This window comes from Marinobacter xiaoshiensis, assembly GCF_031631795.1.
In the GTDB taxonomy this organism is placed as follows: Bacteria; Pseudomonadota; Gammaproteobacteria; order Pseudomonadales; family Oleiphilaceae; genus Marinobacter; species Marinobacter xiaoshiensis.
The window spans coordinates 688,560-712,040 of record NZ_JAVMBO010000003.1 but is presented as its reverse complement, the minus strand read 5'-3'; the positions used below and the strand labels follow the sequence as shown (position 1 = coordinate 712,040).

Below are 23,481 nucleotides of genomic sequence, written 5' to 3'. Positions count from 1 at the left end.
CGTTGGTCCGCCACAATTCACGAACCTCAACCCGCATTCTCGATTGCATGCGCCTTCAAACGTGAGCCGATCTCGTTTCATATTCAACGCTTAACAGCAATTGGATCGATGTCTCAGTGATTGCGAAAATTTGACTGCTTCGTTATTACGGATTTTTCGAACCCCAGTACACCGATCAAAAACACGTAAAACAAAAGCTTAGCTCAGTTTTTAGAAGCCTACTACGTAATCATTTGACTTCTGTGATCTGCGCCACCAATAATACTGTCTAAATATACAGTCCTGTGACAGGGAGCCCACAATGCAAGGAAAGCAGCCTCGTTTACGCGATCAGGTTCGCGCGGTGATTCGCGTCAATCATTACAGTATTCGTACCGAGAAAACCTATTGGTACTGGATTCGCTACTTCATTCGTTTCCACCAAATGAAACACCCACGAGATATGGGCCCGCCGGAGGTTAATGAGTTTTTGACCTGGCTTGCCGTACATCGCAATGTTGCTGCAGCCACGCAGGCACAGGCGCTGAACTCTTTGGTGTTTTTGTACGACAAGGTATTCGGGACTCCACTCGGCGAGATTGGAGATGTAGTCCGGGCAAAGAAGCCTCGTAAGTTGCCCGTGGTGCTCACGCACGATGAAGCGATGCGCATCATCAACCATCTCAGTGAACCTGATAAGCTGATAGCATCCCTCATGTATGGCTCTGGTTTGCGGGTAACCGAGGCCTGTCGTCTGCGCATCAAGGATCTGGATTTTCAACAGCAGGTAATCACCGTGCGCGACGGAAAAGGTGCCAAAGATAGAACCACCTTATTACCTGCCACGCTGATTGAGCCGCTTCAGAACCATGTTGAGAGCATCCGAAAAGCTTGGCAGCAGCGCAGTGAGGAGTTTCTGCACCCGGTCAGTATGCCCTTCGCGCTCGCTCGCAAGTATCCCGGAGCAAGCCGTTCGTTAGCGTGGCAGTGGCTCTTTTCCTCTCCGGTTTTGTGTACAGACAATCTAGGCAATGTATCCCGACACCATCGCCATATTTCATCCGTACAACGCTCTGTGCGCGGTGCGGCAAAGGCTGTCGGTATCCATAAACCTGCCAGTTGCCATACCTTCCGCCACACCTTCGCCACCGAACTTCTAAAACGTGGTAACGATATCCGCACAGTACAAGATCTACTCGGCCACGCAGACCTACGAACCACCCAAATCTATACCCACGTTTTAGGGCAAGGTTTTGCGGGGGTTCGCAGTCCGTTGGGGTGAGCGCCGTTCAGCGTTTGTGAGTACTCACCACTCCAACTGAGCCCCTGTCTGGTACTCAATCACCCGCGTTTCAAAGAAGTTCTTTTCTTTGCGCATGGTGGCTTGCTCATCCAGCCAGGGCGATACGTTTTTCGCCCCCGGGAACGGCTCTTCCAGCCCTGCAGTGCGGGCTCTTCGGTTGGCAACAAAGCGGAATTGTTCGGTGTGGTATTCCGCGGAGTAGCCCAGGATTGGGTCGCGCAGGATGTAGTTGGCGTAGTCGCGCTCGGCGGCTTCGGATTCTTCCCACATCTCGCGTACGGCTTTGGGGTCGAAACTGATGTTTTCTTCTTCCAGTATCTGGTTGACCACTTTCAGGCCAAAGGCGAAGTGCATGGCTTCGTCGCGCAGTATGTACTGGAACTGCTCGCCGGTGCCGCGCATCAGGCCTCGGCGTTGCAGGGCGAAGATGGGGCTGAAGCCGTTGTAGAACCAGCAGCCTTCAAACACGGCCGCGAAAAACAGGTACGACATGATGAATTCCTGCAAGTCGTCCTTATTTCGCAGGTTCAGGTCGGAACGCATGGCGGCATCCAGCCGGCGGTTGGCCATCTGGATTTTGGCGTTAATCTGCGGCACTACGCGGTAGCGGTTGTAGATTTCGCTCTGGTCCAGGTTCAGGGTTTCAATGCAGTGCTGGTAGGTCCAGGTGTGCAGGGCCTCTTCGTAAACCTGGCGCGCCTGGTAAATTTGCAGTTCCGGCGCGGTCATTTTTTCCATCACGGCCAGGCCGATGTTGCGCATGGCCAGTATGTCGGAGGTGGTCAGGTAGGCCAGCACGTTTTCGAACACGTGCTTTTCCGCCGGGTTCAGGCGGTGGTGGTAGTCGTGAACGTCTTGCGCCATGTTCACGTCCAGCGGGGTCCAGTGGTTTTTGTTGGCGTTCATGAAGAACTCCCAGGCCCAGGGGTACTTGAAGGGGGCCAACTGGTTTACGTCGGTTTCGCCGTTGATCACGCGTTTGTCGTCTACGTTCACCGGGGCCACGCTATTGTGCGCAGCGGGCTGGTTTTGTGGTTTGGTTTCATCGTCCCAATTCAGCATGGTTGTGCCTCTCTGAATAAGTAAGTGGTTACTGACAGGCTTCGCAGTCGGGTTCGTCGATGCTGCACACTTGTGGCTGTGGTGCGGCAACCGGGGCGGCTTGTTCGTTCACGCCGGTGGCTCCTAGCGAGCGCAGGTAGTAGGTGGTTTTCAGGCCACGCTCCCACGCCAGCTGGTACAACTCGTCCAGCTTTTTACCGCTGGGCTGTGCCATGTAGAGGTTCAGGCTCTGGGCCTGATCCAGCCATTTTTGGCGGCGGGAAGCGGCTTCCACCAGCCAGCGAGCGTCGATTTCAAACGCAGTGGCATAGCGGGACTTCAGTTCGGTAGGTATGCGATCAATTTGCTGCACGCTGCCGTCGTAGTATTTAAGGTCGTTCACCATCACGTTGTCCCACAGGCCTACGGCCTTGAGGTCGCGCACGAGAGATGGGTTCACTACGGTGAATTCGCCGGAGAGGTTCGATTTCACAAACAGGTTCTGGTACGCCGGCTCGATGGATTGGGACACGCCTACGATGTTGGAGATGGTAGCCGTGGGCGCAATGGCCATCACGTTGCTGTTGCGCATGCCGTGTTGGGTGATCAGCTCACGGACGGGGCCCCAGTCCAGACGGCTTTCAGTGTTTACGCTCAGATCGCCCTCAAGGCGCGCGGCTTTTAGCAGTTCGATGGAATCGATGGGCAGTATGCCCTGGCTCCATAGGGAACCTTCGTAGCTTTCATAAGCGCCCCGCTCGGCCGCCAGCTGCGCCGATGCGCGGATAGCGAAGTAGCTCAGTTGTTCCATGGCCACATCGGCAAACTCCACCGCCTGCGGGCTGGTGTAGGGCAGGCCCAGAGCATAGAGCGCGTCCTGGAAGCCCATCAGGCCCAGGCCCACGGGGCGGTGCTTCAGGTTGGAGTTACGGGCTTGTGGCACAGCGTAGAAGTTGATGTCGATAACGTTATCGAGCATGCGCACGGCGGTATTCACGGTGCGCTCCAGGCGCTGCACATCCAGCTCGCCATTGGCGATGTGGGCGGCCAAGTTGACCGAGCCCAGGTTGCACACGGCAATTTCATCGGCGCTGGTGTTCAGGGTGATTTCGGTACACAGATTGGAGCTGTGTACCACGCCCTTATGCTGCTGCGGCGAACGCAGGTTGCAGGGGTCTTTGAAGGTGATCCACGGGTGGCCGGTTTCAAACAGTACGGTCAGCATTTTGCGCCACAGCTGTTTGGCCGGGATAGTTTTGAACAGCTCGATTTTGCCTTCTGCGGCCAGCGCTTCGTAATGCTCGTAACGCTCGCGGAATTCGTTGCCGTATAGGTCGTGCAGGTCTGGCACGTCGCTGGGGCTGAACAGAGTCCAGTCGCGGTCTTGGCGCATGCGTTCGATCAGCAAGTCCGGCACCCAGTTGGCGGTGTTCATATCATGGGTGCGGCGGCGTTCGTCACCGGTGTTTTTGCGCAGTTCCAGAAACTCTTCAATATCCAGGTGCCAGCTTTCCAGATAGGCACACACCGCGCCTTTGCGCTTGCCGCCCTGGTTTACGGCTACGGCAGTGTCGTTCACCACTTTCAAAAACGGCACGACGCCTTGGCTTTGGCCATTGGTGCCTTTGATGCGGGAGCCCAGTGCGCGCACTGGTGTCCAGTCGTTGCCCAGCCCGCCAGCCCACTTGGAGAGCATGGCGTTGTCACGAATGGCGCCGTATATGTCTTCAAGGTCGTCGCCCACGGTGGTGAGGTAGCAGGACGACAGCTGGGAGTGGCGGGTGCCGCTGTTGAACAGTGTGGGCGTAGAGGCCATGTAGTCGAACGAAGACAGCAGATTATAGAACTCGATGGCACGGCTGTTGGGGTCGTCTTCACGCAGCGCTAAGCCCATGGCCACACGCATGAAGAATACTTGGGGCAGCTCCAAGCGGTCGCCTTTCCAGTGCAGGAAGTAACGGTCGTAGAGGGTTTGCAAGCCGAGGAAACCAAACTTCTGGTCGCGCTCGGGCTTGATCGCGGCACCCAGCTGTTCCAGATCGAATGCGGCCATGGCTTCATCCAGCAGCTCGTAGCGAATGCCTGCGTGAATAAAAGCGCTCAGAGCCTGTGGATAAACGTCGGCGAGGCTCAGGCTGGTGTCGAGGTTCAGAGCGGTGACGCTTTCAAGGCGCAGTTGTTCCAGGAGCAGGCGGGCGGTGACAGCACTGTAGTCTGGCTCACGTTCGATGCGGCCGCGGGCGGTCATTATCAAGGCGCTCAGTACTTCGGCTTCGTCGATACCGTTGTAGAGGTTGCGGATGGCTTCGTCCACCAGGGATTCGGCTTCTATGCCTTCCAGGCCTAATGCAGCCTTTTCAACCTGCTGCTTCATCAAGCCCAGATCCAGCGGTGCGGTGCGGCCATCAGCGAGTTTTACGGTAAGGGTTGGGTGGGCTTCTACCGGTTCGTGCAGGGCGCGTTCGCGGGCGTGTTCTTCGCGGTAGAGTACGTAGGCGCGGGCAACTTTCTGCTCTTCCGCGCGCATCAGGGCCAGTTCTACCTGGTCTTGTATGTCTTCAATGTGTACCCGGCCACCGGCTTTCAGGCGACGGCTGATGGCCTGCACAACTTGCTCGGTTACCCGGTGAACAGCGTCGTTTATACGCGCAGAGCCAGCGGCTTGGTCGCCTTCAACGGCAAGAAAGGCCTTGGTAACGGCTACGCTGATTTTCGATGGGGTAAAGCTGACCAGATTGCCGTTGCGTTTGATTACCTGCAAGGCTTCTGTGGCGGATGGCGATGAGGGCCGAGGCTCGGCCAGAGCGGTCGCAGACATGCGGTTTTCTCCTGAATACGCGTTAATTCCGTAACCTTCGCGTACGCAGGACAAACGTCAGCATCAGCCTGTAATCGCTATACAGCGGCTGTAATCATGCCTTGTTTGTTGCTGCTCACCTTGTAGGGCCAAATGCAGGCGCCTGAGTCGCGAAGGTACAGTGTGTATTCCCTGGCAGGTCTTCGGACTCAGGGGCGTGAACCTTTCGGCTCTGCCTTGCGTGGCGACTTCCCGGCTTGCGCCAGTGTCTTTGTGCCACGCTCGTTCCCCAATACCGCTGCGCGTCAGTTCCGGATTCTCACCGGATTCCCGATACCATATCTGGTATCAAACCAAGGATTTGGGCACTATATACAGGATAGCCAAGATGAACAAGGCACTTTCTTTGAATCCTTCGGTCTCCTACAAACACACAACAACTCGAGACTATCCAATGCGCACCTCATCGCACCCCACTATTTGGCTGCTCCTAGCTGCACTCGCCCTGGCCTCTTCTCACCTGTCAGCACAGGAGCCAGTGCTCCCGGCATTTTCCGGAATGGCATCGCTGGATGATGGCTGGGAACCGCTTGAATTCCCCAACATAACGCAGCTCTCCCACTACGAACTGATTTCAGAGAACGGCTCCAGGGTGGTTAAAGCCGAAACCTCCGGCGGTGCTTCCGGCCTGATAACCCGGCTGGATATAGAGCCAGAAAGCTCACCGATACTGGCCTGGCGCTGGAAGGTGTCGAATGTATTTAAAAAGGGCGATGCCCGGAACAAAGCTGGTGATGACTACCCTGCCCGGATCTACATCGCCTTCGAGTTCGAGCCGGAGAAAGCGGGCTTTTTCGAGCGGGCCAAGCGCAAAACAGTGGAGGTGTTGTTTGGTGAGAAACTGCCGGGCAATGCCCTGAACTACATTTGGGCAAACACCCTGCCGGAAGGCGAGTTTATTGCCAATCCCTACACCGACAAAACCGTGATGATTGCCGTTAACTCTGGCAGCGGAAATGTCGGGGAGTGGGTAGCCATAGAGCGGGATATCGTGGCGGACTATCGCCAGGCCTTCGGGGAAAACCCGCCGCCAATCCGGGGCATCGCGATCATGTCGGATTCAGACAATACCGGTGAGCAGGCAAGCGCCTGGTATGGCGATATCTCTCTGAGCAAAGCGAAAAAGGATTAGAAAGCGGTTTTAACGATGTGCCTGAGGGAACCCGGGGATAACAAAGCCTGCCTCGAACGCTCGCACCGGCGGGGCCTCACCCCGGCTGACAAGCCTCAGGTAGGCATCGTCAAGCTCTTCCCTGAGTACTGCCGCTCGAGGGCTTGCAAGGGAATACAGCCAAGCCGAATAGCGTGATCGCACTTCCGAACCACGAATCTTGCTGTCTGATGGCCGGGTCAGCATATCCCCAACCGTTTCGCGGTAGTCCAGTACATAGTCACCGCGTTTTAGTTTGAGCATCTCGAGTGCCGCACGGGTGTTGGGGGCTTCCGTAAGCCGAATACGATCTGAATTCTCAAGCCATGTCAGCAGGCCACCATAAGTGTACCCCCCGATCACAATGACTGTTTTCCCTTCCAGCTGATCAAAATGTGTCAGTGGCTCTGAATCTTCCAGGTGCCAGGCATTAAGCTGAGTCGGATAAACATTTGCCCAACTTTCAAGTATGTCGTACTTGAGAACTGGCACACCGGAAAGGCCGGGAAACACGTCAACCGTGCCGCTTTTCAAGTACAAATAAACCCGGCTCACAGGCAGGTAAATGAACTCGGCTTGGTAACCGGCTTCCTCGACAACTTTTCGGGTTAGGTCAACAAAGAAACCGGCCGGTTCGCCCTGTTCATTCTGGTATTCAGCGGGGGGGAATTCGGTGTACGCAATGCGCACTTTGTTCCCGGCAGTATCAGCCAGGGCAGGCCTTGTTAGGGCAACAGCCGCCAGTACTGCAACCACCATCACTATTCGGGCTGCCAAGCCCCGGAACTGCGCCGGGGCTAAATATCGATTCCAGAGTCTGCGCATAGTAACGATTCGTTGAATGTGCCGACATATTGAAGGTATGCGGACTTTTCAAACTACCTGAGATGAGATTAGCAGAGCCCTGTGGAAAGGCATCAGATATGGAACATCACCATATACAGGCCAACACCACCCATCACCATAGTATAGGGGAAGGCCATTACGACCATTCGCCCATAGGATAGACGAACCAGAGGCGCAATGGCAGACGTCAGCAAAAACAGGAAGGCGGCCTGGCCATTCGGTGTTGCCACGCTTGGCAGGTTGGTGCCGGTGTTAATAGCAACGGCAAGGCTTTGAAAATGCTCATAACTGATACTACCAGCATCCAGTGCCTGTTTGATTTCACTGATATACACAGTGGCCACAAACACATTATCGCTGATCATGGATAGCAGGCCGTTGGCAATAAAGAACATACCTGGCTGCTGCCCTTCCGGAAGTGACAGCACGTAGTCGATCACAGGCTTGAACAGATGCTGCTCATGAATCACCGCTACAACCGCAAAGAACACAACTAGCAGGGACGTAAACGGCAGCGACTCCTGGAAGGCCTTTCCTATCTGGTGCTCGCTGGTTACTCCGGTAAACGAAGTAATCAGTATGATAACGAGCAGGCCAATCAAACCCACTTCGGCCAGGTGCAAGGCCAGGCCCACCACCAGAATCAGCGCTGCAGCCGCCTGCACCCAAAGCGCTGCCTGATCTGCCTTGGTACGCTTGGCGCGCTCGTTATCTGCAAACTCTTCCAGCACCCGCCGAACCGATTTGGGAAGCCGACCACCGTAGCCAAACCAACGCATTTTCTCCAGCACCCAGCAGGTTACCAACCCGGCGACCAACACGGGAATGCTGACTGGCGCCATGTGCAGGAAAAACCCGATGAAGTCCCAGCCCACTACCTTGGCGATCAACAGATTCTGGGGCTCACCCACCATGGTTGCAACGCCGCCCAGAGCGGTACCTATAGCGCCGTGCATCAACAGGCTGCGCAGAAACGCCCGGAAGTTTTCGAGATCATCCCGGTGCAGTTCAATAACCTCGTCATCGCTGTCTGAATTATGATCGCTACTCTGATAGCCCTTACCCGAGGCCACCTTGTGGTAAACCGAGTAAAAGCCAACAGTAACGCTGATGATAACCGCAGTCACTGTGAGGGCGTCCAGAAAAGCAGACAGCACCGCCGCAGCCATGCAGAACATAAGTGAGAGGGCAGATTTCGATCGCACCCCTACCAGTATCTGGGTGAACGCGACCAGTAGCAGGTCCTGCATGAAATAAATGCCAGCCACCATGAACATCAGCAGCAGGATAACCGGGAAGTTGGTCAGTACTTCCAGATACACCGCATCTGCCGTGGTGAGGCCGATCAGAAGCGCCTCTATTGCCAGCAAACCGCCCGGCAATAGGGGATAACATTTCAGCGCCATGGCGAGGGTGAAAATAAACTCGGCAATGAGCAACCAGCCCGCTGTAACCGGCCCCAACAGGTACATAACGATCGGGTTAACGATCAAAAACAGCAGGATAATCTGCTTGTACCAGACGGGAGCCTTGCCAAGAAAGTTACTGGAAAATGCGGAAAAAACGGTTGTGGGCATTGCGGAGGTTCTTTTGAGTTAACGAGCGATAACAGTATATGGCGCCATGCCATTATCTTCCTTGACATTCCTGCGCCGGTTAATGCGACAAACATACAGTATAGCCCTATCCTTTAGTACTGGCAGATGTCCGTACTACCAACGCACTGCGAAGTTCGTGATCCAGATCATTTTGCTCCAGCGCGCGGCTGATAATTTCAACCCGAGACTCATCAGCGGGCTCCGTTTCCAGCAGTGTCAGTACGCCCTCAACGGCATTGAACATCCACCAGCCTCTGTTGGTATGCACCACCCCTTTGAAGCGCTCGAACCCTCCACTACTGGCGAGGCTTTGTAGCGCTATCTGATCGAACACCCGGTCTTTGTGAACGCGCCAACCCATGCTGGTAAAACCGTCGCCTTTGTTGAAATAGGACTGCCAGGGTTCATCCTCCAGTGAGGGTTTCTCCGCCAGGGCTTTACCATGGTGATGGTGGTGGCTTTCAGGAAAATGCGCGGGTAGTCGATCGGAATCCCCTGCTAGCCATTCGAGGGGAAGCTGCCCGCCACTGATCTGTCCGATGCGCCGCTTTGCCGGATGCCAGTCGCTCGCCCAGGAGTCGAACCGCGCTAACTGCTCATCCGTGCACAGATCTGCTTTGCTCGCCACCAACAGATCCGCCACTGCAACCTGGTCGTGGAATTGCTGACTGGCAAGCACACGCTCGTCTTCCAGCCGGCGCGGGTCGACCAAGCAAACAGACGTCGAAAGGTGTACCACATCCTTGTAAAACTCTCCGGTCAGCGTTTTGATCACCTGTGCCGGGTGGCCCAGCCCGGTTGGCTCGATAAACAACCGATCTGGGCGCGCGAAGCTGATCAAACTGTTGAGCCCTATCTGCATAGGCAACCCGGAAACGCAGCACATACAGCCACCAGGCACTTCTTTCACCGCCACGCCATGGTTCGACAGAAAGGCCCCGTCGATACCGACCTCTCCAAATTCATTCACCAGCACCGCCCAGCGCTCGCCTTCCGGCTTCTGCTTCAGCAGGTTGAGGATTGCCGTGGTTTTACCAGCACCGAGAAAGCCAAGTACCAGGTGCGTGGGAATGGGTTTCGAGTTGTGTGCCATGGATTGATTCTTTGTCATCGTCCAAATACTGTGTTTATGCGAGCATGTTATAACATAACATTATTGTCACGCACACACTCGAACTGTCTCCGGAACAATCTGAGCTCCCTAAGCGCAGCCTCGTGCCCACTGGCAACCAGCCGCACGCGCTGCTTCGGTAAACACTGGGCCAGCCGGGAGGCTGACAGCGGCGATAGCGAACCTAATCGGGGGTAACCGCCAATGGTCTGGCGATCGTTCAGCAGCACGATAGGCTGGCCATCCGGCGGCACCTGCACGCCGCCCAGGTTGATCCCCTCAGACACCAGACTACGAATGTTGCAGTAAAGCTTGGGGCCGATCAGGCGAACGCCCATACGATCGGCTCGATCATCCACCTGCCACCAGGTGTTGAACGCGTCGAACAGACTGCGGCCGGCGAAATGAGCAATTTGCGCCCCCGGCAGCAGATCCAGCACAGCAGGCTGACTGAAATCAGGGTGGGCCTCCTTAGGTGCCTGCATCGAGCCTGGGCCACTATTCTTTCCGCCAGCGTGAACAGATAACAGATCCCCTTCCTCCAGCTTGCAGCCCTTTCCGCTAAACCCACCCAGCTCTTCCCGGACAACGCTGGCGACACTGCCCAGAACCGGCTCTGCGACAAAGCCGCCGCAAACCGCCAGATAAGCACGTAGCCCACTCATCGGCCTGGCAAAGGCCAGAACCTCACCTTCTTTCCAGCGAACTCGTTGCCACAAAGGAACAGGCTCATTGTTGAGGGTTGCCCCCAGATCAGCACCGGCAATAGCGATGTTCAGGTCTCTTTCGGCCACTAGCAGCAAACCGCCGAAGGTTATTTCCAGATTGGCAGTACCCCAAGAGTTGCCAGTCAGGTGATTGGCCCAGGCCCAAGAGTAAAGATCGGCCGGGCCGCCCTGAGTTACCCCCAGATGGCGCACCCCAAACCTTCCGCTGTCCTGCAATAGCGCCAGAGGGCCGGCGCGCAGCACCCGTATGCTTGGCTGCGGCTTCTCCCGGTAGCTCACGATTCCAGCTCCACAGGTTTGCTGCTCCCACCTTCACGCTCAAAGGTTTCGCGGCTGACGGAAACAAAGCGCACCTGATCGCCAACCCGCAGAAGGCTGAACCCTTCACGCTGCCGATCGAACAACCGGGCACTGGTTCGCCCCAGCAAGTTCCAGCCTCCGGGAGTTACTGTCGGGTAGGCTGCAGTTTGCCGACCCGCCAGCGCCACACTTCCAGCCGGCACTCGCTTGCGGGGCGTATCAAGCCGTGGGCATTCAAGGCGAGGGTCGATTAATCCTTTGAAAGCAAAGCCCGGTGCAAAACCCAGAGCAAACACCCGATAAGTGCGTTGGCTGTGGGCTTCGATCACATCGGTAACCGCCATGCCGGTGTGATCCGCCACCCTTGGCAAGTCCGGGCCTACGCTGATGTCGTACCAGGTGGGAAGTTCGTGTACCTGCCCCTCTTGAACGCCGCTATCCGGCTCAAGATCCACCAAAATCTGGCAGATCATGGCCCGGGCCTCTGAAGACGATAAAGTAATCGGGTCAAAAACAACGAGAAGCGTGGTGTAGGAAGGCACCAGATCAATCAGTGTATCGCCAAAGACTTGCTCGCACCTTTTCGACAATGCAGACAGCCAAGGCAAGTTGCCCTCGTCAATCGTTTCAAACAACCGGACAATCCAGCCGTCCAGCCCGGCGGATTCGAGCACCGGTTTCTGGCTCACTGCTTCAGAACCTGTTCCATCGCTTGTGCGACACCGAGCACAGTGCTGTCTGAGCCATGCCGGCCTACCAACATCAGGCCGCTGGGCAGATCCCCGGGTTGGTGGTTCGGCAATGTGATAGCACACAAGTCGAGAAGGTTCGCGACGGTGGGGTTGCGCAGTACCAGCAGGTTCAGGCGCAGGTATTCCGCGTCACTCTCAAGCTCCGTAAGCAGGGGCGGCTCAATTACCACGGTGGGTGCAAGAAGCCCGTCATAGGCACTGAGCCATTGGTCTGCCTGCTTTTTCAGAGCCACCCGGCGCTGCAGCAGATCAAGATAATCCGCAGCACTGATGCCCGCGCCCCGCAGCATGCGCTCCCGCACTCGCGGGTCGTATTCGTCTCCACGTTGCTGTAGCCAGTGCCGGTGAACGTGATAGCTTTCGGCTGCTGCAAGCCCACCACTCGCCATCATTTCCGGCAATTCATCCAGCACCGGAACCTGTGCTTCCACAACCTGGGCACCGCTTTCGCGCAGCTTGCGGAGGCTACCGGCAAAGGCAGCGGCAACAGCCGGTGAGACGTCATCCAGCATGTAGTTAGCAGGCACGACGAATCGACGACCACGAAGATCAACCGGGTTGTTCTTTTGCCAAGACTCACCTGCCATAACGGCATCCAGGCGCGCGCAGCACTCAACTGTGCGAGCAATGGGGCCTATGGAATCCAGGCTTTGGGACAAGGGGAATACGCCATCGCGAGGTATGTGTTTTTGGGTAGGTTTGAAGCCGACCAAACCGCAAAAAGCCGCAGGTATGCGCACCGACCCGCCAGTGTCGCTGCCGATTGCGGCAGCGGCCATTCCATAAGCGACAGCGGCCGCAGCTCCGGAGGATGAGCCACCGGATATCCGGCCCGGTGCCAGAGGGTTGGCGGGAGTACCGTAATGGGGGTTTAGCCCAAGCCCGGAGTAGGCGAACTCGGTCATGTTGGTGTGGCCGGTAATAACCGCTCCAGCCCTACGCAGGCGTGAGACAATAAGCGCATCGCTTTGTGCTTTCTGGCTCCACCATTTTGAGCCCGAGTGAGTTACCTCTCCAGCCACATCGAACAGCACTTTTAGCGCAATGGGCAGCCCGGCAAGCTCTCCCATTGGCACTCTGCCCTGTTGCAGTGTATCAATAGCGGCGGCTTCAGCTCTGGCAGTGCGATCAAAGCGGCCGGTGTACACCTGATTGGCAGGGTCATCGAACTGATCGATATTACTGAGGCAGGTTTCAAGAAGTTGGCTGGCACTGAATTTGTTATGCTGCAATGCGGCCAGCAGAGATGACAAGCTTGCCTCTGTGAGTACTATGGGGGGCTGGCCGGGCTGCTGTTTCATATCTTTACCGTGATCACGCAATAGAATTAGTACGGGAAAGTATAGAAGCCTTTTCAGTTCCTGCTTTCGCTCAACATTTCCCTGAGGCTCCACCTTTCGCGCTCAATCAAAACAGCTAGCCCTTCAACTTCCTTCACAGCCAGATCCGGCATGAAGGCCTTCAGTAGCTGGTGATAGTACGCAAAGAGCACTATTCTCGAATAATGACCCTGCTGCTTTTCCTTAACAGTGAGGTCCAGCACCTCTCCCGCTTGCGCTAACAGCTCGGCACCTTCACGCTCTTCTTTGTCAGCATCTAACTCACCCCGCGCATTTTCCAGCAGCCAATCCAGGTCATTCTCATCAAAATTCTCGCTGGTTATAATGGCTAGAGCCTTTGCGCGCAGAGTATCGTCGCTGTGGGAGTCTGCATCGTAGGCCAATAGCGCCAAACCGTCACATTTGTGCCCCCATGCGTAGCTGTTGCTCTTATATGGAATATCGTAAATAAAGCTGTCCATGTAACGCACAAAGTTAGCCCGGGCCGTTAGTACCTGAAGGCAGCACGCCAATTCAATCGCCTTTTCAAGATCCCCGGATCGAGCCAGGTCAAAGCGCTTTTGCAACGATCCGGCAAGACTTGTAACCGTCTTCGGCCCGGCGAGATCATCGGGAATACATATACTCATTTTCTAATTCACTTCCAACAGCACTTCAACCAACTGACCAGCGCCAAGCGAAACATCAAAGTGTGCATTTCCGGTAACTACACCGCCGTACCGGAGCACAACATAGCTTTCGTTTATCAGTGAGAAACTCATCGCCATATTCACGCAGGATACCGAAAGCTGAAATTCGTATACTCCGCCAAAGATAATCAAATTATCTTTGGTAACCTCAAACCGCTCTCCTTCGTTCGGCGCCTCGAGACTTAAAACCACTGTCTCCACGATATCGGCTTTACGGCAGTCAACTTGGGTTATTGTAATGACAACACTCATAAGAACCTCAGCGTCGAGATCAGCCTGCACCCCTTGGTTCAGGCGCTCACTCGGTTTCTAGCGTACCGTGCCAATAGGCAGCTGTTTCGCTACCTACCTTTAAAATTTGGTCTTTAGCCGCGGAGGCTGGCCAGAATTGCAGCAAGTATCGCTGGCCGGATATTGGCACATCCACATCTTCATCATCTTCGGCGTAATCTCGATCCATTCCGGAAATGCTGTAGCGCACCCGATAATTTCCGGGTGGGAGGTCCAGGGCATAGGTTTCTTCGTGAGCCCATGAACACAGGCCTGTTTGGTTTTCCGGTACCTGCATGCTGCACTCGACGGCGTCTTCAAACGTCTCAGCCACTGGAGGTTTTGACGAATGCAGGAGCACATCGATCAAGATGGCTCCGGTCTGCGGGCCTGCCACCAGAAAGAGCTTTCCTTTCTGGGCTCCACCACATAGCCCATTAGCCTGACCGCTGAAGGCCCGCTCAACTGACAGGTAGTCGCCTTCGTTTTGTGGAGTGACCTCATCCAAATAAAACTGTCCATAGTTGATGCTTAATTGACCGGAGAATAACACCGTCGCATCCGCATGTTGCTTTGCCTCTGACAGAGCCGAGGCTTTCGCTCCCGACTGCTTACGCCCCTTCACCCGGGATTCAGCCAGAGCTTCTCGTAGATGGTGATAGCAATCATCAATAAGGCCTCGCAAGGTATCTGCGAAGTCAGCGGGTAGGGGTTCCCGGGTAACCGGGATCATTTCGTGGAAGTAGAGAAAGTTTAACGCCTCCTGCCCGATGACTTCGCATTTATACTTGGGAGTCTCGGTAAAAGCGTAGTCCATAATATTCTGATGGCTCTCAAAATCGCTCTGAAAGATCTCGTACCTGGTCATGGCGGACGTATAAAAATCGTCCTCATCCAACGCCGCAATAATACGGGATGCTTTATCGGGCTCGCTTGCCCGGTAAATGTGAGCCAGCAAAATCAGCCCATGGCCCACTGAACCCCAAAGGTCTCTGCGCTCTTCAACAGACCGCACATTAAAAACAAAGCTTTCGAGAAGCTCACGTGCCTGATCTACTTCACCCAAAGCAAACAGGTAGTTGGCCAGGCACACAGCATTATCCAGACACGCTTCACTCGTTAGCGAGAACTTCCTTTCGAGCTTTTTGGCCAGTGCTGCGGGAACTTTGTAGCCAAGGTCTTTATCATTTGGAAGTACAAGGCTCATCGTTTCTTACCTCCGATCGGGAGGGTAAAAAGTAGGTTGTTAAACAGCTTACTGCTACTCACCTTTTCTTAGCGTCCAGTATGGATCGATAAAATCCCCATCCGCGTGCTCCAAGTCTTCCTCGTACTCGCTCAAATCAACGTAGTCGCCATAACATTCGATTATCTGCGCCAGTATCTGCCTATTAAGGCCAAAGCAGTAGACAATCTTTGCTGCGAGTTCCGGATCAGGCGATGCGGTATCGAGGTACGCGTGCACCCAATGGCTTGTGGCCTTCCTGATCCCCACCGATGGAAGCTCATAAGTGTGCCACTGCTTATCACAGAGCACATGCATGTTCTCTATCGTGTCTTGTGTATATTGGCCTGCATCTTCGTTTATCAAATGCATGAACAATGAGCCGATCTCATCAGAATTTAGAGAATCTGGCAGCGCTTCATATTCATCCAAATCCACGGCCTCCCCTAGAATATATCTATCGGTATATGCGTCTCGTTACTTGGTCGAGAATGGAGCTTACCATCGGTACCAAGAAGTTTTCTGCCGACCTTTATCTGGGCAGTCCACATGCTTCCTGAATTTGAACCAGGAAACTTTTTGGCCGCTGCCAAATCAGGCGCGTGCCATTTAAACTCTATTTTTGTTTCACCTATTTTAAACTGATATTTGTATCCAGATTTAATGGTCGCACTTGGATGAAATGAATTCTTTGACCCTCCTGGTATAAACCTCCGAAGAGCAACCTCACTCGTTCTACCCGAGCTTAGGAGTAGCTTCCCAAGACTACCGGACTTTGCGGCAGCTTCCAGTGCTTTTCCTGCCCTGATCGCCGCTACACCTTTTAAGGCCTTACCTGCGACGGGACCCGACAACAAAATAATTGCTGTCCAACCCACGTTCTGAGCCGTTGCTTCCTTAGCCCCACTAGCATAACCATACAGCTCAAAGCCAGCACCAATGAAGCTAGCGGTAGCCAAGGTGGAACTAATAGTCTGGGCAACTGAGAGAGATCCTAAACCCCACTTACCAGTCGGGTCGCTATAGGTGATAGGGTCTGCGTTAGCATAAAGATACTTATGCAACGTAATCGGGTCATGATTACCCCCCATCCACGTATCCATCTGCGTAAACCGCCCTTGGTCCTGAGCGTAGTACCTTGCCCGCAGATAGTACTGGTCCAGAGAGGCATCGTACTGCTCACCAGTATAGAGGTAGCTGTTCTCGGTCGAGCCCTGGCTGTTCGCCAACACCCCGAACGCATCGTAATGGTAGCCGTCTGTTAAAGAGCCGGTTTCGTCTGCCAGTGCGCGGGTAGAGCCGTGGCCGTCGTACAGATAGTACGAGGTGATACCTCCACGAGTCTGGGAGATGAGGTCGTCGCCGTATGTGTAGCTGACCTCCGAGCTTCCATTGGCGACTTCTGCCAGTACCTGTGCGTAATCGCGGTTGCTGTCCACGACATATCGAGTGGTTTGGCCGCCGTTCGATTTGCGGGTACGGATGCCATCGGCGTTGTAGCCGAAAGTGACTGTCGCGCCCGGCGTCTGTGCTTCGGTCAGGCGGTTGGCGCCGTCGTAGCGGTACCTGGTCACCACACCTGCATCCGTTTCGGTCAACGTGTTGCCATTGGCATCGTAGGTGAACTGGACAGCACCCTGGGCCGTCAGGCGATCGTTGTCATCGTAGGTGTAGCTGGTGTGCACACCATCAATGATGCTGTAGGTCCGGTTTCCAACCTTGTCATGCTGGTATTCGGCACTGTAATTGCCATTGATTGGGTCTGTCACCAGTTCCCTGGTCAGCCGGTACAGTTGGTCATAACTGTAGAGAGCCATCCGCCCATTGTGGCGTTCCTCAACGCTGGTCCGCCGCCCGGTTGCATCCAGCGTATAGCGGTAGTCTGCCAATACCTGATTCAGGGCGTTGGTGGTGGTCAGCACCGTCAGGCGATTAAGTGCGTTATAGTCGTAGGCGGTTTCGTTTCCATTTGGATAAGTGACCGACTTGCGGTTACCCGCAGCATCGTAGGTATAGGTAGTCGTGCCCTCACTGTCGGTTACTGTTTGCAGCCGATTAAGAACATCGTAGGTGTAGTTGGTTGTGACCGAATCACCGCCCGCCAGAACTGTCACTCTCGTCCGGTTACCGGCGTTGTCGTACTGGTACTGTATTACCGAACCACCAGGCTGGGTTTCTTCCGTCAGGCGTCCCATGTTGTCGTAAATGTACTGGGTGGTGCCTTCCGTTGAAGTAGCCGTCAGCCGGTTGCCTACTGCATCGTAGGTGTAACTTTCCTCATCTCCACTGGCATAGCGGATTCTGACCAGGCGACTGCGTGAATCGTAGGAATAGCTGGTGGTGTCACCGTTAAAGTCAGTATGACTTACGCGGTTGCCTCCGATGTCATAGACAGAGGTTTCCGTTTGAGCCATTGGCAGCGTCCGGCTCAGTTCGCGCCCCTCACTGTCGTAGGTCCAGCGGGTTGTCCGGCCTTCAGCATCCGTCTGGGTGAGCTTATTACCGGCCGCATCGTAGGTGTACGCGGTTTCTCCACCCGTGGCATCGGTTACCTTGGTAAGGCGGCCAAGCGCATCATACTGATATTCCGTTTTGCGGCCCCTCTGGTCTGTCTCCGATAGCAGCCGGCCCATAGCGTCGTAGTTGGAAAGCAACTCCGTGCCATCATGGAAGCGCGTCCTGATACGTTGATCCAGAGTGTTATAGGCATACGTTGTGGTGTGGCCACGGGCATCCGTTTCGCTCGCCAGGTTGCCATCGGCATCGTAGCTGAAGCTGTGTCGGTTACCGAGAGCATTGATTACCGCGGTCCTGCGCCCGGCTGCGTCGTACTCGTACTGAGTAACCTTGCCCAGGCCGTCAGTTTCCCGGATTACCCGGCCGACGGCGTCATAGTCGGTACTGGTATGGCTACCATCCGGATAGACTGTGCGGACAACCCGATTCAGGGCATCGTAAGCATAGGTGGTGGTCCGGCCCAAGGCGTCGGTTTGCGACACCAGGTTTCCTTCCCCGTCATAGGCTTTGGTTTCAATGGAGCCGTCAGGGTGTAACGTCTCGACCAATCGGCCATAGGCGTCGTACCGGTATTCGGTCCGGTTTCCACGGCCATCAACCGTCGCCGTTTCATTTCCGGCCAGGTCGTACTCGGTAGCGGTCGTACTACCATCAGGGTAAACCGTCTCAGTTACCTGACCATTGGCGTTGTATACGTAAGAAGTTACATCATCAACGGTAGCGCCACCGACAGTCCGAGAGCGTGTTTCGGTCAGCACGTTGCCGTTAGCGTCGTAGGTATAACGCGTGGTGTTACCCAGCGGATCTGTTTCCGTCAGCTTGTTGCCATCACTGTCGTAGGTGTAATTGGTGGCGTTGCCGTTCAGATCAGTACTGCGGGTCACGAGCCCCTTGGCATTAATATTATTGCCGGCAATATTGCCTTCAGGATCGGTAACACTCAGCAGGTTGCCTACGGTGTCGTAGGTATTCCGGAACAGGTTCCCACGAGCATCCTGAATGGTCAGTTCCTGGCCTCGGCTGTTATACGTAAACGCGACCGTATTCCCCAGTTCATCCGTTGCGCTAAGCTGATTATTGCGCGCATCAAAATTCGCATGGGTGGTGTTACCCATGGGATCCACCTGGCTGATCTGGTTACCCTGAGCATCGTATGCGTAGTTCCAGGTGTTCCCGGCGGCATCCACCTGGGTAGTAACGTTACCGTGCTCGTCGTAGTAGTAGAAGGTGGTGTAGCCATTGCGGTCGGTGACGCTGGACTGCCGGCCTTCTACATCATGGTTGAACTCGGTGCGATTGCCTTCGTTGTCTTCCTGGGCAATCAGGCGGCCGCTTTCATCAAAGATGTTGCGGACCATGCGCCGGCCCATGGGGTCAATAATGTCCAGCAGGCCATGGCTGCGATTGTAGGTGTATTGGGTCGCGTTACCCATGGCATCGGCACTGGCGACGAGGTTGTTTTCGCCGTCATAGCTATAGACCAGCCGCTCTCCACCTGGCTTCACAATGGCGGTGATACGACCCTCACTATCCCGTTCGAAAACGACGGACTTTCCGCTTGAATGGAAGATTCCATTTTGGGTGTAGGTCAGCGTATTGCCGTTGGGGTCCGTCACCTTCTCGATGCCGAACGTCTGGTCGAGGGTATACTTGTAGCCGGCCTCTGTGGTCAGTTCATACCGGCTCGGATCCACAGGATTCGAGTAGTAGCCATTTTCCACCAGGCTGTCGCCCATGAAGTAGGCATTATTGTCGTTCAAAGCTCGAAGGGTCGACCGAGTGTCACCAACCGGCGTGAACTTGAGAGTCACATCCCGAATAACGGTTAAGGTATTGCAGGAAGGCGACGCTGAGGTCTCGAATTTCTCCACATCACCGCCAGGCAGCGTGATGGTAATCACTGGCGCACCCAAGGGCTCGATACAGAAATCGGTTAGCATTCCCATGGGGCCACTTCGGTACTCGTTCAGTGTCCAGTAGCGACCCGGAACCCTGGATTCTTCTACTTTTATGTCCTGATAGCCCACGCTCCAGCCGTGGCCGAAATCCAGTGCTTCATGGCGCCTGCGACTATCATAAGTCCGGGTCACCTGAATGGGGATGCCTGCCAGCGGAACCTCCAGATCCTGCAAGGTTATGCTGAAGTTACCAACCTTAAGATCGCCCTCAACCTGAAGAGACATCATGTCAGAAGCTGAGAGGTTATTAACATCGATCGCAATGATGGCCAGGTCGTACTGGCCATTGGTCAGCATCGTGGGATCAAAAGTCGCAACGGCGGCCGAATTCTGGTTGGCATCGCCCTTGGCAATCACCTGCCACTGGTCGGTACCGGATGGCGCAACAAGCACTTCATAACCGGCAAGGTTGTCGTCAGTGATGGTGGCAATGATTTCCGTGGGTGCAGTGACAACGGTGCCGTCAGTTGGCCCCTCCAGTGTTACCACAGGACTGGCCGTATCGCCGGGATCCCGCACAGTCACTGTTGCGGTGGTTGTTACTGAGGTTTCAGTGTCACTCACCGTGGCGGTAATAATCTTTACGCCCGTGCCGACGGCGGTCCACATTGCTTCTCCGCTGCCATTGACAGGCAGAGGGGTACCATCAACATTCAAGTTTATTGTGCGCTCACCTTTACCGCCGGTGACTATCGTCAGAATGGATACGATATCGCCTTCATCTACCGTTTGAGGGGAGGCGGTCAGCTCAACCTGCAACGGCTGTATGGCTTCAACAACTTCAATAGCGACATTCTGGTAGGAGCGCTCCTTACCGTCGTCGGCAAAAAATCTTACGTTCTGAATTCCAACCTGCGCAGACGCGGGCGACCAAGCTACCAAACCGGACGTATCTACTGTCATCCCGGCCGGCATGCTGACAGTCCCAAACGTGACGGCATCACCATCAGCATCCGTTGCCATCAACTGATAGCTGTAAGTTTCGCCAACCACGACCGATGTCGGTGCTGCACTGGTGATGAGAGGCGCAACATTGGGCCGCTCTGTGACAACAACCGTAAAGCTCTGGCTGGCACTGCCACCCTTGCCGTCGCTAACAAGCACCCTGACCGAATGATTGCCAAGCTGAGAGGGGGAAGGCACCCATGAAACGACACCAGAATCTGCCACTATGACCATACCAGCAGGCGCCTGAGGCAGGCTGTAGGTCAGAGCATCGCCATCATCATCGCTGGCAATCACCTGATAGGCATAGGTGCTACCAAGCTCCACACCTGGTGCAGGAGCAGACGTAATCACAGGAGCCGTGTTCTTTTCCGTCACAACCAGATCAAATGCCTGCGAAACCCACGCACCTCTGTCGTCTTCTACAACAACAGTAACCGGGTGGGAGCCAACCTGAGCCGTTGATGGAGCCCAACTTACCGTGCCGCTTTCTGAAACCGACATGCCAGCTGGTGCTTCACTCAAACGATAAACAAGCGCATCACCGTCCGGATCGGAAGCGATTACGGAGTATTGATAGAGCTCTCCCGCAAATGCAGTCGTCACGGGCACTGAATCGATAATGGGCGGGTTCCCGCTAACAACAACCTCAACCTGGAAGGTCTGCGTATCTGACTGGCCAGCGGCGTCTTCCACCTTGACTTCAACTGCGCTTACGCCAATTTGACCCGATGTCGGTGTCCAGCTTAACTGGCCGCTATTCGCATCAACTGACATGCCCGACGGACCACTAATCAGCGCATAGCTGAGCGAATCACCGGCATCAGGATCATGAGCTTCAATCAGGTAGTTGTATTCAACCCCGGTGGCTGCATTAGCGATCGGTGTCGAGATGATTGTTGGAGCACGATTAACGGCAGTAACTTCAATGCTGAACGACTGTTCGTCTGATAGTCCTGAAGGATCTTCCACAGTTACAGACACAGGATTCTGGCCGGCCTGACTGTCTGCCGGTGTCCAGCTTATAACGCCCGTCGCCGAATCAATGAGCATTCCTGCAGGGGCGGTACCAAGAACATAAATCAGCGTATCGGTCGGATCCGGATCAGCTGCTTTTACGGCGTACTCATACGCTTGGCCAACACGGGCAAAACCCACGGGCGAAGAGGTGATCCTGGGAGCTTCATTGACTTTTGTTACCTGGACAGTCCACAGCTGCGTGGCCCTCAGGCCCAGTGGGTCTTCTACGCCGATGACGATTTGTTGATTGCCCACATCATCGCGACCAGGCGTCCATTCCACGAGACCTGTATTGCTATCAATCTGCACACCCACAGGCGCAGAATCGAGGTGATAACTCAGTGCATCTCCATCCGGATCCGAGGCCAGGATCTGATAAATATAGCCTACGCCCTGTGTAGCACTTTCAGACGGGGTACTGGAAATGACAGGAGCATGGTTCACTGGCTCGGGACGATCACGCATGTGCCGAGGAACTGCCGATACCACGCCAGACTCACAGACAGCGGCGCCAGCAGCATCCATTTCGGCAATGCGGTAGTAGTAGGTGTTGTTGTTCTGCACACCGGTATCAAGATAGGTTGAATAGCGGCTGGTGGTCGTCACCAGTTCTTCGAAAGGACCATCGGCAGCATCCGAACGCTGGACAGAGTAATGATGGGCGCCGGTATCCGACCACATGACCTGAACACGACCGGTCTTCGCCCGAGTGCGAACATCGCTGACGCACTCCCGGACGGTGACGCGATCACTGCCCGACACACCTGAAAGCCTCGGTGCGTAAGTTTCAAAATCGTAGGCACCCAGCACATGCCCGGTCACCGTCATATTGAACAGACGGGATTCCCCTGACGGAACATCCTCACAACCTTCAGCTGAAGCGCATTCGTAAGAAACCGCAATGCCGGATGTATCACCACGAGCCTGCAGCTCAAGATTAACGCGAGAGGTCACGGTGCCGACTGAACTGAGAATGGCATCAACCATGGCCGCATGGCTCTGAACGCCATTGACCAGCACACCACCCGTTGCGGTGACAATATCAGTTGCCTGGTTGCTCGAATCGATTCCCTGTCCCGAACCACGGGTGTTCACCGCGGCGACAGACACTCCGTTCACCTCAAGAGCGGATATGACCTCCTCCGCGCTGACGGTAGATGTGTGGGAATGGACATCCCCAAACCACACTATGATCTTCGCTGCACCATCACGCCATCCGGTGTCAGCGCCTGTTGAATAACCTCGGTCGGTAGAGCCCTCACCATCGGTGATGCCACCCGACGTTGCTACCTGATGGAGAGCAAAGAAATTCGCTTCTGCAGCGTCTCCGCCACCCCGGGCGTACCACTGATTGATCGCTGCCTGAACATCGTCTTTGTTTTCAGTAACCGGCTGGAGAAGCTGATAAGCACGGTCGGCCGCATTACCAGCAGACCCGAATTCTCGAGGATCACCCAGATATCGCCCAACCCCAAAGGCAACGTCTACCCCTTCGAATCGTTGGTCCCCTCCTGCAATCGCATCCAGAATTGCCCGTGCGTTATCCTTAACGGCTTTAACGGCTCCCCCCATACTGCCCGTGTTGTCAGCCAGGAAAACCACATCCACACGGTTAGCGGCAGGCCCGGATTCACTTAGTGTGATAGAGCGCTGCACCGTAACACTTTGCCCCTGCGCGATAGAGACGTTTATGGCATCAGGTGATAGCAATGCGGCATGTAGCAAGCCCATAGGAGCTGCCAGCAACATTGCAAATACAGCAAACGATCGGAAAGAAGTCAGGGTGAGCATTATTAACGTCCTTGTCATCAGGCGAATGCCAGCCAGGCGCAAAGGCGTCACCCGGCGGATT

At 55.1% G+C, this 23,481-nt stretch carries 15 protein-coding genes and 1 riboswitch; of the genes, 2 read left to right on the top strand and 13 right to left on the bottom strand.

Features of this window, described 5'->3' with window-relative positions; translation table 11 throughout:
* Positions 1-301 precede the first annotated feature (301 nt).
* Entirely contained in the window at positions 302-1,261 is a 960-nt protein-coding gene (locus RKA07_RS03100; protein WP_200205279.1) for an integron integrase, read from the top strand.
* 24 nt (positions 1,262-1,285) lie between these two features.
* On the opposite strand, the gene RKA07_RS03095 is transcribed toward RKA07_RS03100, so the two are convergent.
* The gene (locus RKA07_RS03095; protein ID WP_310965528.1) at positions 1,286-2,344 is read right to left on the bottom strand and encodes a ribonucleotide-diphosphate reductase subunit beta; all 1,059 of its coding nucleotides are present in this window, start codon (positions 2,342-2,344) and stop codon (positions 1,286-1,288) included.
* 28 nt (positions 2,345-2,372) lie between these two features.
* Complete coding sequence (locus RKA07_RS03090; protein ID WP_310965527.1) at positions 2,373-5,141, bottom strand: ribonucleoside-diphosphate reductase subunit alpha; 2,769 nt, start codon at positions 5,139-5,141, stop codon at positions 2,373-2,375.
* A gap of 156 nt (positions 5,142-5,297) precedes the next feature.
* A riboswitch (cobalamin riboswitch) is annotated at positions 5,298-5,493 on the bottom strand.
* A gap of 186 nt (positions 5,494-5,679) precedes the next feature.
* Between RKA07_RS03090 and RKA07_RS03085 the strand changes: the two genes are divergently transcribed.
* Entirely contained in the window at positions 5,680-6,312 is a 633-nt protein-coding gene (locus RKA07_RS03085; protein ID WP_310965550.1) for a DUF3047 domain-containing protein, read from the top strand.
* A 9-nt stretch (positions 6,313-6,321) separates the two neighbouring features.
* Here RKA07_RS03085 and RKA07_RS03080 read toward each other — a convergent pair whose 3' ends face one another.
* The 11 genes from RKA07_RS03080 to RKA07_RS03030 all read right to left on the bottom strand — a co-directional run bounded on the left by RKA07_RS03080 (position 6,322) and on the right by RKA07_RS03030 (position 23,420).
* Positions 6,322-7,155, bottom strand: coding sequence for a substrate-binding periplasmic protein (locus RKA07_RS03080; protein ID WP_227714879.1), 834 nt, complete (start codon positions 7,153-7,155; stop codon positions 6,322-6,324).
* A 92-nt stretch (positions 7,156-7,247) separates the two neighbouring features.
* Positions 7,248-8,753 carry a sodium/proton antiporter NhaB gene (gene nhaB, locus RKA07_RS03075; RefSeq protein ID WP_200205275.1) on the bottom strand — a complete coding sequence of 502 codons (1,506 nt, stop codon included), beginning with the start codon at positions 8,751-8,753 and terminating at the stop codon, positions 7,248-7,250.
* A 106-nt stretch (positions 8,754-8,859) separates the two neighbouring features.
* Entirely contained in the window at positions 8,860-9,867 is a 1,008-nt protein-coding gene (locus tag RKA07_RS03070; RefSeq protein WP_310965526.1) for a CobW family GTP-binding protein, read from the bottom strand.
* Positions 9,868-9,914: 47 nt separating this feature from the next.
* Entirely contained in the window at positions 9,915-10,892 is a 978-nt protein-coding gene (locus RKA07_RS03065; RefSeq protein ID WP_310965525.1) for a 5-oxoprolinase subunit C family protein, read from the bottom strand.
* On the bottom strand, positions 10,889-11,602 hold the full coding sequence (locus RKA07_RS03060) for a 5-oxoprolinase subunit B family protein (protein ID WP_310965524.1): 714 nt from the start codon (positions 11,600-11,602) through the stop codon (positions 10,889-10,891). The genes RKA07_RS03065 and RKA07_RS03060 overlap by 4 nt, the downstream gene beginning before the upstream one ends.
* Positions 11,599-12,966, bottom strand: coding sequence for an amidase (locus tag RKA07_RS03055; RefSeq protein ID WP_310965523.1), 1,368 nt, complete (start codon positions 12,964-12,966; stop codon positions 11,599-11,601). The genes RKA07_RS03060 and RKA07_RS03055 overlap by 4 nt, the downstream gene beginning before the upstream one ends.
* A 53-nt stretch (positions 12,967-13,019) precedes the next feature.
* Positions 13,020-13,634, bottom strand: a complete 615-nt coding sequence (locus RKA07_RS03050; RefSeq protein ID WP_310965522.1) for a hypothetical protein — start codon at positions 13,632-13,634, stop codon at positions 13,020-13,022.
* A gap of 3 nt (positions 13,635-13,637) precedes the next feature.
* Positions 13,638-13,946, bottom strand: coding sequence for a hypothetical protein (locus tag RKA07_RS03045; protein ID WP_310965521.1), 309 nt, complete (start codon positions 13,944-13,946; stop codon positions 13,638-13,640).
* Between the two features lie 46 nt (positions 13,947-13,992).
* Positions 13,993-15,171 carry a hypothetical protein gene (locus RKA07_RS03040; protein WP_310965520.1) on the bottom strand — a complete coding sequence of 393 codons (1,179 nt, stop codon included), beginning with the start codon at positions 15,169-15,171 and terminating at the stop codon, positions 13,993-13,995.
* A 54-nt stretch (positions 15,172-15,225) separates the two neighbouring features.
* Positions 15,226-15,627 carry a hypothetical protein gene (locus tag RKA07_RS03035; protein WP_310965519.1) on the bottom strand — a complete coding sequence of 134 codons (402 nt, stop codon included), beginning with the start codon at positions 15,625-15,627 and terminating at the stop codon, positions 15,226-15,228.
* A gap of 8 nt (positions 15,628-15,635) precedes the next feature.
* Positions 15,636-23,420 (bottom strand): putative Ig domain-containing protein, encoded by a 7,785-nt coding sequence (locus tag RKA07_RS03030; RefSeq protein WP_310965518.1) that lies wholly within the window; start codon positions 23,418-23,420, stop codon positions 15,636-15,638.
* Positions 23,421-23,481 lie beyond the last annotated feature (61 nt).

Excerpts from the sequence above, each read along its gene's own strand:
- RKA07_RS03050 (WP_310965522.1), bottom strand. The coding sequence starts at position 13,634 with ATGAGTATATGTATTCCCGATGATCTCGCCGGGCCGAAGACGGTTACA.
- RKA07_RS03040 (WP_310965520.1), bottom strand. The coding sequence starts at position 15,171 with ATGAGCCTTGTACTTCCAAATGATAAAGACCTTGGCTACAAAGTTCCC.
- RKA07_RS03085 (WP_310965550.1), top strand. The coding sequence starts at position 5,680 with ATGGCATCGCTGGATGATGGCTGGGAACCGCTTGAATTCCCCAACATA.
- RKA07_RS03030 (WP_310965518.1), bottom strand. The coding sequence starts at position 23,420 with ATGCTCACCCTGACTTCTTTCCGATCGTTTGCTGTATTTGCAATGTTG.
- RKA07_RS03090 (WP_310965527.1), bottom strand. The coding sequence starts at position 5,141 with ATGTCTGCGACCGCTCTGGCCGAGCCTCGGCCCTCATCGCCATCCGCC.
- RKA07_RS03070 (WP_310965526.1), bottom strand. The coding sequence starts at position 9,867 with ATGGCACACAACTCGAAACCCATTCCCACGCACCTGGTACTTGGCTTT.
- RKA07_RS03045 (WP_310965521.1), bottom strand. The coding sequence starts at position 13,946 with ATGAGTGTTGTCATTACAATAACCCAAGTTGACTGCCGTAAAGCCGAT.
- nhaB (WP_200205275.1), bottom strand. The coding sequence starts at position 8,753 with ATGCCCACAACCGTTTTTTCCGCATTTTCCAGTAACTTTCTTGGCAAG.
- RKA07_RS03095 (WP_310965528.1), bottom strand. The coding sequence starts at position 2,344 with ATGCTGAATTGGGACGATGAAACCAAACCACAAAACCAGCCCGCTGCG.
- RKA07_RS03100 (WP_200205279.1), top strand. The coding sequence starts at position 302 with ATGCAAGGAAAGCAGCCTCGTTTACGCGATCAGGTTCGCGCGGTGATT.
- RKA07_RS03080 (WP_227714879.1), bottom strand. The coding sequence starts at position 7,155 with ATGCGCAGACTCTGGAATCGATATTTAGCCCCGGCGCAGTTCCGGGGC.
- RKA07_RS03055 (WP_310965523.1), bottom strand. The coding sequence starts at position 12,966 with ATGAAACAGCAGCCCGGCCAGCCCCCCATAGTACTCACAGAGGCAAGC.